Annotated in this window: 16 protein-coding genes and 1 pseudogene; 12 read left to right on the top strand and 5 right to left on the bottom strand. The window is 67.9% G+C overall.

Annotation, left to right across the window (positions count from 1 at the left end; translation table 11 throughout):
• Window positions 1–29: 29 nt before the first annotated feature.
• Window positions 30–1,652: an amidohydrolase gene (locus KO481_RS12860; protein ID WP_215917261.1), complete on the bottom strand. Its 1,623-nt coding sequence runs from the start codon at window positions 1,650–1,652 to the stop codon at window positions 30–32.
• A gap of 167 nt (window positions 1,653–1,819) precedes the next feature.
• Here KO481_RS12860 and KO481_RS12865 point away from each other — a divergent pair, with 167 nt between their 5' ends.
• From KO481_RS12865 to KO481_RS12875, 3 genes are all read left to right on the top strand, one after another.
• Complete coding sequence (locus KO481_RS12865; RefSeq protein WP_215917262.1) at window positions 1,820–2,791, top strand: Lrp/AsnC family transcriptional regulator; 972 nt, start codon at window positions 1,820–1,822, stop codon at window positions 2,789–2,791.
• 41 nt (window positions 2,792–2,832) lie between these two features.
• Window positions 2,833–3,474 carry a TetR/AcrR family transcriptional regulator gene (locus tag KO481_RS12870; RefSeq protein WP_215917263.1) on the top strand — a complete coding sequence of 214 codons (642 nt, stop codon included), beginning with the start codon at window positions 2,833–2,835 and terminating at the stop codon, window positions 3,472–3,474.
• A 104-nt stretch (window positions 3,475–3,578) separates the two neighbouring features.
• On the top strand, window positions 3,579–4,049 hold the full coding sequence (locus KO481_RS12875; RefSeq protein ID WP_215917264.1) for an ester cyclase: 471 nt from the start codon (window positions 3,579–3,581) through the stop codon (window positions 4,047–4,049).
• 110 nt (window positions 4,050–4,159) lie between these two features.
• Here the strand turns inward: KO481_RS12875 and KO481_RS12880 are convergent, their stop codons facing one another.
• Window positions 4,160–4,648, bottom strand: a complete 489-nt coding sequence (locus KO481_RS12880; RefSeq protein ID WP_215917265.1) for a MarR family winged helix-turn-helix transcriptional regulator — start codon at window positions 4,646–4,648, stop codon at window positions 4,160–4,162.
• A gap of 221 nt (window positions 4,649–4,869) precedes the next feature.
• On the opposite strand from KO481_RS12880, the gene KO481_RS12885 reads away from it, so the two are divergent.
• Together KO481_RS12885 and KO481_RS12890 are read left to right on the top strand one after the other, a co-directional pair.
• Complete coding sequence (locus KO481_RS12885) at window positions 4,870–5,286, top strand: DoxX family protein (protein WP_215917266.1); 417 nt, start codon at window positions 4,870–4,872, stop codon at window positions 5,284–5,286.
• 104 nt (window positions 5,287–5,390) lie between these two features.
• Window positions 5,391–5,762, top strand: coding sequence for a nuclear transport factor 2 family protein (locus KO481_RS12890; protein ID WP_215917267.1), 372 nt, complete (start codon window positions 5,391–5,393; stop codon window positions 5,760–5,762).
• Here the strand turns inward: KO481_RS12890 and KO481_RS12895 are convergent.
• Window positions 5,750–6,646 (bottom strand): SDR family NAD(P)-dependent oxidoreductase, encoded by an 897-nt coding sequence (locus KO481_RS12895; protein ID WP_215917268.1) that lies wholly within the window; start codon window positions 6,644–6,646, stop codon window positions 5,750–5,752. The genes KO481_RS12890 and KO481_RS12895 overlap by 13 nt on opposite strands.
• Complete coding sequence (locus tag KO481_RS12900) at window positions 6,643–6,936, bottom strand: hypothetical protein (RefSeq protein WP_215917269.1); 294 nt, start codon at window positions 6,934–6,936, stop codon at window positions 6,643–6,645. The genes KO481_RS12895 and KO481_RS12900 overlap by 4 nt, the downstream gene beginning before the upstream one ends.
• Window positions 6,937–7,006: 70 nt before the next feature.
• Between KO481_RS12900 and KO481_RS12905 the strand changes: the two genes are divergently transcribed.
• The 7 genes and pseudogenes from KO481_RS12905 (at window position 7,007) to KO481_RS12935 (ending at window position 13,841) form a co-directional block, all read left to right on the top strand.
• Complete coding sequence (locus KO481_RS12905; protein ID WP_215917270.1) at window positions 7,007–7,930, top strand: LysR family transcriptional regulator; 924 nt, start codon at window positions 7,007–7,009, stop codon at window positions 7,928–7,930.
• A 540-nt stretch (window positions 7,931–8,470) separates the two neighbouring features.
• Window positions 8,471–9,730 (top strand): molybdopterin-dependent oxidoreductase, encoded by a 1,260-nt coding sequence (locus KO481_RS12910; RefSeq protein WP_215917390.1) that lies wholly within the window; start codon window positions 8,471–8,473, stop codon window positions 9,728–9,730.
• 3 nt (window positions 9,731–9,733) lie between these two features.
• Window positions 9,734–10,231, top strand: a pseudogene (locus KO481_RS12915) (hypothetical protein); the annotation flags it as partial.
• Between the two features lie 458 nt (window positions 10,232–10,689).
• Window positions 10,690–10,755, top strand: coding sequence for a hypothetical protein (locus KO481_RS12920; RefSeq protein ID WP_372452012.1), 66 nt, complete (start codon window positions 10,690–10,692; stop codon window positions 10,753–10,755).
• Window positions 10,739–10,879, top strand: a complete 141-nt coding sequence (locus KO481_RS12925; RefSeq protein ID WP_215917271.1) for a hypothetical protein — start codon at window positions 10,739–10,741, stop codon at window positions 10,877–10,879. Before KO481_RS12920 ends, KO481_RS12925 begins: the two co-directional genes overlap by 17 nt.
• Window positions 10,880–11,645: 766 nt before the next feature.
• The gene (locus tag KO481_RS12930; protein ID WP_215917272.1) at window positions 11,646–12,932 is read left to right on the top strand and encodes a prenyltransferase/squalene oxidase repeat-containing protein; all 1,287 of its coding nucleotides are present in this window, start codon (window positions 11,646–11,648) and stop codon (window positions 12,930–12,932) included.
• 72 nt (window positions 12,933–13,004) lie between these two features.
• The gene (locus KO481_RS12935; protein WP_215917273.1) at window positions 13,005–13,841 is read left to right on the top strand and encodes a DMT family transporter; all 837 of its coding nucleotides are present in this window, start codon (window positions 13,005–13,007) and stop codon (window positions 13,839–13,841) included.
• On the opposite strand, the gene KO481_RS12940 is transcribed toward KO481_RS12935, so the two are convergent.
• Entirely contained in the window at window positions 13,780–14,478 is a 699-nt protein-coding gene (locus KO481_RS12940; RefSeq protein WP_215917274.1) for a phosphoribosylanthranilate isomerase, read from the bottom strand. The two genes, KO481_RS12935 and KO481_RS12940, sit on opposite strands and share 62 nt — an antisense overlap.
• Between the last annotated feature and the right edge of the window lie 145 nt (window positions 14,479–14,623).

Below are 14,623 nucleotides of genomic sequence, written 5' to 3' on the forward strand. Positions count from 1 at the left end.
AACGCTACCGATCTGCGAGATCGTGCCGGTCAGCTGTTGCGATCGGGGCTGTGCACCAGGTGTCCGCCGAGGATGGTGTGGCTGGGTTGGAGGTCGCGCAGGGATTCGGCCGGGCCGGCGGCGGGGTCGCGGTCCCAGACCGTGAGGTCGGCGAGGCGGCCGGGACTCACTGTGCCACGGAGGTTTTCCTCCCGCATCAGCCGCGCGGCGTTCGTGGTGTGCAGGGCGACCGCCTCGTCGTAGGTGATCGAGTGGTGTGGGCCTTGGACGCCGATGACCGTTTCGCGGGTCATCATGCCCCACACCGAGCGCATGGCGCCGAACTGTCCGACCGGGAAGTCGGAGCCGCCGGTGACCAGGGCGCCCTGGTCGAGCCAGCCGCGGGCCGGAAACAGGTCGGCCACTCGTTCCGGGCCCCAGTACTCGCGTTCGACCTCGGCGGTGTCGTGCAGCAGCGGCTGCTGGATCGTCACCGGGATACCCAGGGCCACCGCTCGTGCCCGTTGTTCGGGTCCGGCCAGCCCGCCGTGTTCGATCACGAGGCTGTGCGGGGCCAAGCCCGGATTGTCTTGCAGCACAAGCTCGTACACGTCCAGCAGGATGCGTACCGCACGATCGCCGTAGGCGTGAGTGCCGACTCGCCACCCGCGGCGGACCACGGTGTTCACCGCGTCGACCAGGCCGTCCGGTTCCCACAGCAGAGCGCCGGAGTAGCTGTGGTCGCAAGCGTACGGCTCCTCGGTCGCGCCGGCTTCGAGGCCGCCGTCGATACCGAACTTCATGCCCCACACCTGAAGCCACGGATCCGCGGAGTAGCGCAGCTCCTCCATCCGGTCGAGTGCTTCGTCCAGCAACGTCGCCGTGGTCAGTCCGAAACCCGCGATCAACGCGCGGACGCGGGTGCCGAGCATGGCCTGGTCGCGGGTGGCCCGGAGCAGGTCGTAGTCGGCGAACGACACCGCACAATCGCGGACGGTGCCGATTCCGGTCGCGGCGTACGCGTGGCTGGCCAGACGTAGCCCGTCGATGCGCTGAGTGCCGTCTTCCTCGGGAACGAACTGTTCCACCAGCCGCATCGCGCTGTCGATCAGGCGGCCGTTCAAGCGGCCGTTGGACTCTCGGCCGATCACACCGCCCGGCGGGACCGGGGTGTCGGTGGTGATGCCGGCCAGCCGCAATGCCACGTTGTTGACCACATCGTTGTGGCCGCCGCGCTTGACCAGGACCGGATGCCGGTCGGTGGCGCCGTCGAGCTCGTCGGCGGTCGGCATCCGCCGTTCCGCGAGGTTGAGCTCCTGCCAGTTGGTCGTGGTCCGGATCCACCGGCCCGCGGGCGTCACCGCGGCCCGCTGCCGGATCAGGTCCAGGAATTCGGCGATCGTGCGGGCTTCGTGCACCGGAACATCGTGTGCGCCATGGGCGGCGAAGATCAGGTGGGTGTGGGTGTCGTCGAACGAGGGCAGGACCGTGGACCCGGGGAGATCCAGGATCTCGGTGCCGGTTCCGGCCAGGTCGTCGAGCCCCTTCGGGTCGTCGGACACCGCGACGATCCGGTCGCCGCGAACCGCGACCGCACGCTGCGGCGGGCGGCCCGGCACCAGCGTGTGTACCGCCGCGGCCCGGATCAGCAGATCTGCTCTGTGATCAATCATGATGTCTCCCAAGTCGACTCGATCATCGGTAACCAGCGGACCGGCATCCGCTCGGTGCGGTGTCCCCGGCGCCACGACACAGTGATACGCCTGATATGCGAATCGACCGCCATAAAGCGACGATATAGCAAGATTTACCGACAGTAGAGAGCGCTATAGTGCGTAATATGCGACACGAGCTCGATGAGACCGATCGTCGAATCGCGGCCGCGCTGGTTGCCTCGCCACGAGCCTCGTGGCGCGTCGTCGCCGAGTGCCTGGGCCTGTCCGAGCGAACCGTCGTGCGGCGCGCGGTTCCGCTCTACGCCGACCGGACGCTGCGGGGCACCGTCGTCCGCAATCCGGCAACGGTGCCCGGTGCGGTTCCGATGGCACTGCGTATCCGGTGTCGTCCCAACAGAATTCGTCAGGTAGCGACCGCACTCGCCCGCCGTCGGGACACGATCTGGGTCGACATTCTCGGTGGCGGTGACGAGGTATCCGCGGTGTTCTTCCTCGACAGCCCGCAACGCCGGAACTCGCTGCTGTTGCAGGACTTGCCGGCGACCGATGCCGTGGACTCCTGGACCGCGCACACCCTGCTGCGGGTGTTCCCCGAGACCCTGCGCTGGAACGCGGGCCTGCTCACCCCCGAGGAGGCCGCGCGGCTGGCCCCGGAACCGGTGCAGGCGGCGCCCGCACCGGCCGCAATCGACGGCACGCTGATCGCGGCCCTCGCCGAGGACTGCCGAATGACCTACACCGACCTCGCCGCCCGGGCCGGAACCACCGCGCTCGCCGCCCGTCGCCGCCTCGATACGCTGGTGCGCGGCAACGTCGTTCGCCTGGCCACCGAGATCGATCCCGCACTGCTGGGCGCGCACAGTGAAGCGCTGCTGTGGCTCGATGTGCAGCCCCGCGCGCTGGGGGAGACCGCGGCGGCGCTGTCCGGCAATCCGCACGTCCGGTTCGTCGCCGCGACCACCGGTCCGGCGAATCTCCTGGCGGCGGTCGCCGTCACCGATCTGGCCGCGCTCTACGACTTCCTCGTCACCACGATCGGTGCATTGGGCGCGATCACCGCCACCGACACCACCCCGATCCTTGCGACCGCCAAGCGCACCGGTCTCGCGCGGCCCTGGTCCACGGTGCTCAGCTGATGAGCTTGACAGAGAACTCAAACAACTGTTTGAGTTCTCGTATGGGGACCGAACGGACGGACCTGCGTCGGGAGGCCGGCCGGCGCACCCGCGACAGACTCCTGGCCGCGGCGCTCGAGCTGCTGGCACAGCGTGGGGCGGAGGGGGTGACCCTGAGGGAGATCACCGACACCGCGGAGGCGAACGTGTCGGCGGTCAGTTATCACTTCGGGTCGCTGCGGGGCCTGTGCGATGCGGCGATCGAGCACGCGCTGGAACGATATCTGGACGCGCAGATCGAGGCGGTCGGGTCGCTGGATGTCACGGCGACCGTCGAGGAATTGTCTGCGGCGTTCGCTCAGCCGATGGTTCGGGCGCTCGCCGCGGGCGGCCGGGATCTGGCGGTGCTGCGGACGGTGGCGCGGATCGGGATCGATCCTCCCGAGGGATGGGAACGGCTGAATGCGAAGTTCGAACAGTCGCGCCGGGACGTGCTTCGGGTGCTGTCGGTGCGGCTGCCCGAGGTCGACGAGCCGGAGATGGTGTTCCGGACGCGGTGTGCCGCGGGCCTATTGAACTGGCTCGCGGTGGCGCCGATCGGCGCGGAGCTGGCGGCGTTGCCGCAGCGGCGGATCGAGCGCTGGTTGGTCCCGGTGGTGGCGGGGGCGTTTCTCGGCGGTTCGAGGCAGTCCGACCAGGTCTGATATAGCCTGTCGCGCAACAATTCAAATGATTGCTTGACATCTTTACCTGTGTCGGTGAACAATTCAATCAAGCATTCGATTTGTTTCTTGAGGAGAGCAAGACCATGGCTATCAGCGCAGAAGAAGTGGTCCGGGCGGCGTACCACGCGGCCGAGGGCACCGTCCTCGACGTTCAGGGCTTCGCCGACCTGTTCACCGCGGACGGCGTATTCAACAACGTTGTCGCCGGCGAGGTCTACCGGGGAGAACACCTGGGCGACCTGGTCACCGTCATGGGACAGTTGGCGCCCGACATCCACCGCGAGCTGCACCGCTTCCATGTCCTGAGCGACAACCTCGTCGCCGTCGAGTTGTCCATCCAGGGCACCTTCACCGGCCCGTTCCAGACCCCCGCGGGGGTCATCGAGCCGACCGGCGCCAAGCTCGACATTCCGACCGCCGACTTCTGGTACCTCGAGGGCGGCAAGATCAAGGAATTCAACTGCTACGTCGGCGTCAGCGTCATGCTCGCCCAACTCGGCGTGCAGCCCGACTTCGCCTCCGCCGTAGCCGCATCGGCCACCACGGTCGGCTGATCCCGCGACCCTGATCACGCGGCGGGTGCCCGACCGACCTGGGTCCTGGAAGGGGCACTGGTTCACCAGGACGATCGCTGTCGTAGGCAGGAATGAGCCGGCGGCCGACCTCAGCGCCGCGTGTCGTCGGGGCCGGCCGTCAGATTGGCCCCGAGCCGTTCGAGGCCGGCCAGTAATCGCCGCTGTTCGGCCGTGCTCATCCCGCCGACGGTGTCGGTCTCCAACTCGGTCCACAACTGCTCCACGCGGCTGCGCAGCGCCTTCCCGGCCGGGGTGGATTCGACCAGCGTGGCTCGCCGGTCGTCGGGATCCGGGCGCCGCCGCACGAACCCGGACCGCTCGAGCCGCTGCACCGTGCGGGTCATCGACGCGGAGTCGGTGTCGAACGCGGCGGCCAGTTCGGCCTGCCGGCAGGGCCCGCTGTCCCACAGGTACATCAGCAGCAGCTCGTGTCCCGGGTGCAGGCCAACGCTCTGGAACAGTTGCCGTGCTCGCGTCATGTGCAGCCGGGTCGCCCGGATCAGTGCATTGCTGACCGGGCCACCTGATGCGGCAGTCGACGCCGCCACCTCTCGCTGTACTGCTCTGCTACCGGCCATGGAATCCACGATAACCCAGTTCAGGCAGTCGAAGTCGCTGTCGGCCCGGGGTGGGAGCCGCTGTGCGCCCGGTGTGAACGGTCGGGCCGAAATCGATCGAAATCCCCGGAATAACTCGCATACCGCAATTGCTGTCTAGGACAGGCAACGGTCCGAGTCGCCGGCACCTGAGCCACAACCGTTTTCACCGACCAGCCGGAACCTCATCAAGGAGCACAATCATGAATGTCGTGGTACTCGTCGGACGGATCCTGTTCGCCCTGCTCTTCCTCGGCTCCGCGTTCGGGCACTTCGCCCAGCGCAAGCAGATGGCCGAGTATGCCGGCTACAAGGGCGTTCCGCTTCCGGGATTGTCGGTGCTCGGCTCCGGCGTGCTGCTGCTCGCGGGCGGACTGAGTGTGCTGCTGGGCGTCTGGGCCGATCTGGGATCGCTGCTGCTGATCGCGTTCCTGGTCCCGACCGCTCTGCTCATGCACCCGTTCTGGACGGAGACCGATGCGCAGGTCAAGCAGCAGGAGATGATCCACTTCAACAAGGACATCGGGCTGGCCGGCGCGGCCCTGATGCTGTTCGCGTTCTTCTCGCATGTCGGTGGTGACCTCGGACTTACCCTCACCGGACCGCTCTTCCACATCTGAGCCGCAGGCCGGTCGCGGCGGGCGGTGGCACTGGTTTCATTCCTTCACCACCCGATCCGCTCGCCTGGCTACCAGCGTTTTCCCTGTGATCGAAAGGATCTGCTGTGACCCCTTCACCGGCCGAGCTCATGCGGCGCAATCTGCTCGACGTCTTCAACGAGCCGGACCCGGGGCGCCGGGCCGCGGTGATCGCCGACAGCTATGCCGACGATGTGGTGTGGCACGAGCCCGACCGGAAGGTCCTCGGGCGCAAGGAGTTCGAACGACGTGCCACGGAACTGCGCGCCGAGAACCCGGACTGGGTGTTCCGGGCCGCCGGTCCCGCGGTGGAACTCGACGACATCGGCCAGCTGGCCTTCCGATACGGGCCGGACGGCGCGCCGCCGGTGGTGAGCGGCATGGACATCGCTCGCACCGCGAACGGTGTGATCATCGAGCTGTACACCATCGTCACCGAGATCGATCAGCCGTCGTAGGTCACCGCAGCGAACGAATGCCGGGCGTTGCCATCGAGCGGCCGGCGTTCCGCTGACGGTGACCACGGGAGCACCGAGCCGTACCGGACCAGCTCGCCGTACTGGGCGGGATCCACCGGTTCGAGGGCCAGGTCGACGAGTGCGACCGCGGCCTGGGCGGGGGTGGGTGCGCCGGACACGTCCCACCACAGGGCGGAGGTGGGGGTGTTGATCATGCCGGGGCACACGGCGGCGATCAGAATGCCTCGGGCACGGTCGGTTTCGCGGCGCTGCGCGGCGAGCGCGCGGACGGCCGCGACCTGACCGATCTTGGACGGGATATTGACGAAGCCGGGCCACGCTCCCGCCCGCGCGCTCCCGTCGGCCACCGCCTCGACCCACCGCCCGACCTGGATGTCGACCTCGTCGAGGGTGGCCGCACCGTCGAACCGGCCGTGCAGGACCGGCGCGAGCTGGTGCAGTGTGCCGAGTGAGCTGGCCACCACGATCAACCGGCCGTCGTCGCGCAGGATCGGCGCGAAGGCGCGCAGCAGCCGGGTGGTGCCGAAGTTGTTGACCTCGGCGTACTCCCGCACGATCGTGCGCGGGTCGTCGTCGGGGCCCACCCGCATGACGGCATTGCCGAACACGATGTCGACGCCGCCGTGCCGTGCGACCAGCAGGTCCGCGAGGCGTTCGGCGCCACCCGGATCGGTGACGTCGAGGATCTCCCCGCGCACCTGGGCGCCGCCCACGGGCATGGCGGCCACAGCGGCGGCCACCCGGTCGTGATCGCGGCCGGTGAGGTAGATGGTGTCGGCGGGAGCCATCCGCTGGGCCAGCAGTTCGACGAGCGCGAGTCCGAGACCCTGGGTGGCGCCGGTGACCAGTGCGACCCTGCTCATTTCGCCCCCTCGGTGACCGTCTTCTCCGACAGCTCCCACAAGTGTTGCGCGCCATCGGGATCCAGCGCGTAGCGCGCGACACCGTGCAGGGTGCCGGTGCGCCGGTCGACGGTCTCGCTCTCATTGCAGTCGGCGAAGTACCGACCGCCGACACCGGCCAGCTGCGGTGCGGTGGCCAGCAGGACCGAGGTGGCGCCCGTCACCACCGCACGGCGGCCACTCAGGTCCAGGCCGGCGGTGACGTCGGCGGCGGTGGACTCGAACCCGAAGGGTGTGCGTATCAAGGTCATACCTCGACGCTAGAAGCCCACTGGCCATGTCGAAAGCGAGAAATACGCATCTGTGGTATGCGTAAATATCATGACCTTCACGGCGGCGTCGTTGACCGCGTTGCGGGTGTTCCGGGAGGTGGCCGAGCGGGGCACGCTCACCGCGGCCGCCGCGGCGCTCGGCTACACCCAGTCCGCGGTGTCGCGGCAGATCGCCGCCCTCGAACGCGCGGCGGGTGTACCGCTCGTGCAGCGCCGGCACGACGGGGTCCGCCTGACCCCTGCCGGCCGGATCGTGGCCCGCCGCGCCGCGGTCGTGGTCGACCAGATCGACGCCACGGCAAGAGAATTGGCCGGGCTACCCGACGAGCGGGCGACGGTGCGGCTGGGCTGGTTCGCCAGCGCCGGGGCCGGCCTGGTGCCGACCGCGCTGGCCCGCCTGCGGCACACCCATCCCGGTATCACGGTGCTGGGCCGGGAAGGCGGCACCCCCGCGCTGATCCGCGCCTTACGCGCGGGCACCGTGGATCTCGCGGTGGTGTCCTCGGCGCCGCCGTATCGTCCGCTCGACGCCGAGACTCCCGCGCTGCAGGTGCAGGTCCTCACCGAACGCGGCCTGCGCATCGCCGTCCCGGCCGAGCACCCGCTCGCCCGGGGCGACCACATCGATGCCGCCGACCTCCGCGGCCAGTCGTGGATCGCGGGACCCCGCAGCGACGGCGGGATGGGTACCTGGCCGGGTCTCGACGAGCGGCCCACCGTCGTGCACACCGTTGGTGACTGGCTCGCGAAACTGAACCTCGTCGCGGCGGGCTGCGGAATCACCACTGTGCCGGCCGGTCTCGTGCCGGTCGCGCCGCCCGGGGTCCGGATCCTGCCCGTCCACGGCGGTCCCGCCGAACAACGCCGGATGTTGCTGGCCCGGCTGCCCGGCCCGCTACCGGAGCCGGTCGCCCGCCTGGCCGAAACCCTGCGCGCCGTCGCGGTCGACCCCGCCGGTCCCTCGGACGGCTGAATCCAGCTGCCCGCCAGGGTGTTTCACGTTCGTGATGCTGCCTTCGGCCGAGGCATGAGTGTCTCTCACGGTGGCGCGGCCCGGATACCGGTCCGGCCACCGCGGAGCGGCAGCGGACCGTCCACGTCGGCAAGGTCGTCACCAACGCCCTGCACAGCCTGGGACGCAAACCCCTGGTCATCCCCGGCAGCATGAACAAAATCAGCGACTTCATCGGCAAGTACCTCACCCCACGCCGCATACAGACAATCATGTTCGGACAGCTCATCGGCCGCGCCGCCGGGAATCGACACAGCCGGCCGGCCGAGTGATCACGGATTTGTGAATTGCCGTCAGTTGGCCTCGACCGCGCTGCTGTACCCGGGAACACTCGACTTCGACAACGGTCGCCCATACCAGCAGAAGGGGTGTTTTCCCGTGACGACCTCCTCCGACCCGCCACCGGCACAACCTCAGCGTGAGACCGGTCCCGTGGCCGAGGACACGGCTACGGAAACGGAGTCTGGGTCGTACGGATTCCCGTCTGCGGCGTGGCGGTTCATGGCGAAGAATCCGCCGCCGGGATTCGACCGGATCCGGTGGCGCAGCCCGCTGCGCGGTCCATGGTTGACCTCGGTGTTCGGCCTGGTGTTGTTGGTGGTGCTGCCGGTCATCGCTATCACCGGTTTGTTGTCCTACATCGCCTACGGCCCAGGATTGGGACAGGCCATCCCGGGCCACGTCGGCTGGTTGACACTTCCCACCTTCGACTGGCCATCGCGGCCGTCGTGGCTGTACAGGTTGGCCCAGGGTCTGCATGTGGGGCTGGGATTGGTGATCATCCCGGTGGTGCTGGCCAAATTGTGGTCGGTGATCCCCCGGTTGTTCGCCTGGCCGCCCGCGCGCTCGATCGCCCAGGTCATCGAACGAGTCTCACTGCTGATGCTCGTCGGTGGGATTCTGTTCGAAATCGTCACCGGCGTACTAAATATCCAGTACGACTATATCTTCGGATTCAGCTTCTACACCGCACACTACTTCGGGGCCTGGGTGTTCATCGCCGGGTTCGTCGCCCACGTCGCGATCAAATTGCCGAAGATGATTTCCAGTCTGCGATCGCGCACCCTGCGCAGCGTGCTGTCCACCTCCCGCGCCGACACCGAGCCCGAACCCCGCGACATCGACGGTCTCGTCGCTGTGGATCCGATACCTGCCACCCTGAGCCGGCGCGGCGCACTTGCCCTCGTCGCGGGTGGCTCTGCGCTGGTCGCGGTCCTCACCGCCGGACAGACCCTGGGCGGCATCACCCGCCGGGCCGCGCTCCTGGTGCCGCGCGGCCGCACCTACGGCAATGGGCCCAACGACTTTCAGGTCAACCGCACCGCCGCCGTCGCGAGAATCGACCCGGCGGCCACCGGCCCCGCCTGGCGCCTGGAACTGCGCGGTGGTCCGGTCCCACTCGATCTCGACAAATCCGCACTCGCCGCGATGCCCCAGCACACTGTCGACCTGCCGATCGCGTGCGTCGAAGGATGGTCGACCGTGCAAACCTGGACCGGCATCCGCCTCGCCGACCTGGCTCAGCACGCAGGCGTCCCCACACCCGGTTCCGCAATCGTGTCGTCGCTGGAACAGGGGGGCCCTTTCGGTCGTGCGGCGCTGCACCGCAACCAGGTGCTCAACCCCGATGCACTGCTCGCTTTTCGTGTCAACGGGGCCGAGCTGTCCCTCGATCACGGTTATCCGGCCCGAATCATCGTCCCCGCGCTGCCCGGCGTGCACTGCACCAAATGGGTGCGCTCAATCGAATTCCGGAGCTGACTGATGCGACGCCTGATCGCGTTCAGCAAGTCCGTCTACGGCGCGCACCCACTGCACCTGCTCGTCCTACTCGCCTCCCTCGCGCTCGGTGCGTACGCCGTATACACCCTCGGCCTGCGCCAGCTGTTCAACCCGAACGTGTGGTGGCAATCGATCATCGTCTGGTTTGCCGTTGCGATCATCGGCCACGACCTGATTCTCTTTCCGCTGTACACGCTTGCCGACCGCCTCGTGCCCACACCGACCCGCGGCCATCGGATACCTGCGACGAACTACCTGCGCATCCCCACCCTCGCTGCCGGACTGCTGTTGCTGCTCTTTTTTCCGGGCATCATCGAACAAGGCGCGACCACCTACCACAATGCGACAGGCCTGACTCAACAACCGTTCCTTTCCCGATGGCTCGTCATCACCGCCGTCCTGTACGCCCTGAGCGCATTGGCCTACGCCATCGCCTCATTCATCGCGTCCAAGCGGCGCCGCGGGCGAGGGCGATCCCGTGAGCAACCGCATGCAACAACGTGGGCAAGACATCGCGGCCGCCGACGGCCAGTCCAGCCCAGGACGAAACGCTTCCGGGCCATGACCAGCGCGCGGCGCTGGCGGGCCGGTACACGCAACCTGGCATGGGCCGCGCGGCGACGGATGCAGCGAGCCTTTCGACCCCGTTGACAGATCGCGGCCGGACCGGTGGCGGATCGCATGGCCCTGCTCGGCTCAGCCCGGAGTAGCAGTCCCAGGCCGTCCGCGGAAGCCCCAAGGATCACTGCGCCAGTCCAACGCACCCAATGCTGAAATGAACCCGCCTCGAACTGGTCGTCGGCTCGAACTTCAATGGGGTGTAACGGAATTGCGTCCGAGGAGTCTGAACAAGTGGGCAGTGGTAGCCGCGCGAGCGGCATGCGGCAGCCCCCGGGCACCTCCGCCGGCACGATCTGCGGCACACGAGACCGACATGGATGGCGGATGCCGGTGTGCCTCTGCACGTGCTTCAGAAGATCGTAGGACATGCCGGACAAGCATGAGCATTATTACCGCCACGTACACGCCACGAAGACCGAACGTGTTGTTGCAGTTGATAAGTGGATGAGTTTCGACGGTAGGGAACAGCGTGTCGGACAGTCCGCCATGCTGCGCCGCGTGCTCTGACCGACTTGGCGGCAGCGTGCACGGGAGTGCACGCTCAATCACGCTGTGGCGCTTAGATGCCCGTAACGATGACCGCGTGACATTCGGCGGCGGAAAGGCCAACGTGACCTCGAGCTACGCGGCGGACGCAGCATCGACGGCGTCGCCGCCCGCGCCGGCCAGCGTGTCCTGGCTCCGGCGAGGAATGCGGCCGGTCGTGATTCTCCGGTGGGCGCGGTACCGCTCCTGGAAGGCGGCGGCGCCCTCCGCAGGCAGACCACGTTGTGCGCTCAGGTAGATCGGCGCGGTAGCCGGCGGCTTCGATTCGGCGTCCCGTGTCCCGGCTGTGGTCGACTCTCGTACCGCGGTGCTGGTCCACTGTCTTGGAATTTGAGGTATGTCATGGGATTTGCTCGAGACGCGGGCGATTGCGGCCGGATCCGCCGGGGTATGGGTTGCAATTCGAACTCGGACCGGAACAGTTCCAGTTACGCCATGATAGCCTCGCGATAAACCCTCGGTCGGAGATGCGTGGCCCAGGGTGCGTGGCGTCGGCGAATCCGGTTCGCTGCCTGCAGATTTTGCAATTCCCACGGCGACGGACGCGGCCGAAGCCCCGATATGGACCCGAAACACGTTTGCTACCAATCGATTCAGACGCTTTCGAGACGGGCGGATTGTCGGACCATCCGGGTAACTTGGCAGTTATCAGCGCCCTATCGAAAGTCTCTGGGGCAACGTACTAAGGGGGCGGAGGGTCGTGTCGAACATCGACGAGCGTATCCGGATGGCTGTGGAATGGCTGCGCGGCAGCCAGATACCGCATATCAGCGGGGGTGCGGGCTGGGGCTGGATACCTGATGTGCCACCCAATCCGCAGAACACCGCCGAGGTGGTCTGCGTTCTGCATCGCGCCGGTTGCGAAATCCCGCGTGCCGCAAAGGTCGCCATGTTGGTGCGGGCAACGGTCGTGCAACGGCCGAATGGCGACGAATGGTACTTCCGTACCCCGATCGATGTCGCGTGGCGCATCCGCGCGCTGCGCTGCCTGAAGATCGAGGAGTCCGATCCCGATCTGGCCGGAGCTGTGCGATCCCTACTGGATCAACAGGACTCCGAAACCGGTGGCTGGCGGATATCGGGTTTCCTCGGCCCGGTATCGATCACCGCGACCTCCGCCGCCGTCGAGGCGCTCATCGGTGACAGCGGCTTCGACGGTGAACGGCACCAAGCCATCTCGCGTGGCATCGGATATCTGGTCTCGGCGATCTATCAGGACCCACGTTCACTGCCGATCTACGCGGCGGCGCACATCGCCGCCGTGCTCGCTCGCCCCGAGATCGTCCGAATCGGTGACAAGCGTGCGGAGCGGGCGTGCGCGATGGCGGTCAAACGGCTGCTGACCGGGCTGCGCCGAGGCGAATGCGAGATCGAGACCGAGATCTTTCGGCGTGACGATCTCGTGGACACCTGGCGCCATCTCACCCTGCATCTGGCGGTCGGTGCGGTGATTTCCGCCGACAGCCGCACCATTTTCGATCCCGCGGTGCGTGCGGCGATCGTCGTGCTGCTCGACATGCAGGAGATGGATGCGCTGGCCATCTATCGGGGCGGCTTCCGCATCTCCGACGAGGGACCGGTCACCTCCTACGCCACCACTCAGGCGCTGGAAGCCCTGCTGCAGGTGCGGCCGGCGATCAACGAGCGAGTGAACCCGGGGAGGGTGTACGACGAGATCTGCCGGGCCGACGGCACCCATCGCACGGATCCGCAGGCGATCGCCGCGATGCGCGGCCACCGCATGCTGATGAATTCCACTGCGGGAGCGGCGTTGTTGCTGATCGGTACGGCGGCCGGTGCCACGGTATTCGCGCTGGCGGTGGGCTTCGACACCGTATACGGCACGATCGGCAGTCGGGCCCTGGTGGTGTGGGGCACGGTGCTCATCGCCTTCGGCACCTACTGCGGGCTGGCCACGTACTTTCCGCGACTACCGAAAGGGCGGGTGGCGAGCGCGGTGTTCGCCGCGTTCACAGCGCTCGTGCTGCCTGTGGTCACTTACCTGCTGGCCTAGCCTATGGCTACTCTGATTGGTCTGCCTATGGTTACTCCAACTGCCCGGGGTACGGCCGCTCCGATTGCTCTCATGATCGCCGTGACCTGCCTGTGGGGTACCTCCAGCGCACTGCTGGCGGCACTGGCGGCCCCGACCACGGCGGGTCTGGTCGCCCTCGGCGGGGCGGTGCCGCTGCTGGTGTCGGCGCGGTTGCGCGGACAGCACCCGTGGGCAACGCTCATCGCCCACCCGGCGCTGTACGTCCAGCTGGGCGTGCTGGAAGCCGCGAATCTGGCGCTGTACATCGCGGCGCTGCGGGTCGGCCCGCTGCCGGTGGTGGTCGCCCTGCACCTGACGGCGCCGGTATTGATCATCGCCGTGGCGCTGCTGCGCGGACGACGGGCGCCGACGCTTCCGGTACTGCTCGAACTGCTCCTGGTCGCGGCGGCGATCTGGCTGGTCAGCGGACGCCACCCAGGCGGTACGGCGGTGGGGTCGGTCGTGGCCGGATGTGGACTGGCACTCGGCAGCGCGGCTTGCGTGGCGATGCTGGTCAGTGTGATAGCGCGGCAGCCGGGGCCGAACCACACGACCACCTCCGCGGGACTGCAACTGTTGCTGGGTGGGGCCGCGAGCAGCCCACTGCTCGCGCTCGATCCACCGTCGGCGCCGGTTGCGGCCGAGCTGGCCGCGGTCGGCGCCCTGCTCCTCGGGCCCGGATTCGCCCTGTATTGGCAGGCGCTGCGGTGGCTGGACGCGGCGACGGCCAGCGTCATCGGGCTCAACGAGGCGGTGGTGGCCACACTGGTGGGGGCGGTGTGCACCCGAAGTCTGCCCGGCTCCGCGACTGCCGCAGCGGGCGTGCTCATTCTGATCGCGGTCGGGCTAGAGCAGCGTTCGGCGCCACGACGGCGTGTGCCGCCCTGACGAAGTCGCTGCAATCCGATGGATCCTTGTCGCCGCGCGAGTCGTCGACGCCGGAGTTGACATCGACCCAGGACGGCCTCACCGCATCGATGGCCGCGGTGAGGTTGCGCGGGTTGAGGCCCCCGGCCAGCATGACCGGGAATTCCGATTCGGCGAGCAGGTCGACGATGCGTGCGCTGATCGACCAGTCGTGCGTGCGCCCGGTTCCGCCGAGCCGGTGTGCGGACCGCGAATCGAGCACTATCCCATCGCAATTCGGTGCCGCTCGCATGGCTGCGTCGACCGCGTCCGGCCCGGTCACGTGGACCGCGCGGATCACCCGCCGCCCGGCCGCGTCCCGCCGGACCGCGCGCACGGTGTCGAGCGAGATCAGCCCGTGTAACTGGATGCAGTCCACGCCGATCCGGTCGGCGAGGCGCAGTACGGCGCCCGCATCGGTGAGATGGGTGACCAGCACGCGCTCCATCGACGACGGCACCAGTCGCGACAGTCGCAGGGCCCGCTCGACGTCGAGTTCATCCTCACTGAAATGCGTCGTGCCCGAAATGAACCCGGCCGCATCGGCATTGGCCGCGACAACGGCCCGGAGATCGGACTCGGTCCGGATGCCGCAGATTTTCGCTCGGACGTTGATCATCGACACACGATACTGCCCAGACTGTGCCTACCCGCCTGGTTGTTGGAGGCGCACCGGAGCTGACCGATCACCCCGGCGCGGGCCGGATCGCTCGAGTGCGAACCGACGCCGGGCCTACCGCACGAATCCGATTGCTACCGGGACA

The sequence above is a fragment of the Nocardia albiluteola genome, assembly GCF_018860155.1.
GTDB classification, from domain to species: domain Bacteria; phylum Actinomycetota; class Actinomycetes; order Mycobacteriales; family Mycobacteriaceae; genus Nocardia; species Nocardia albiluteola.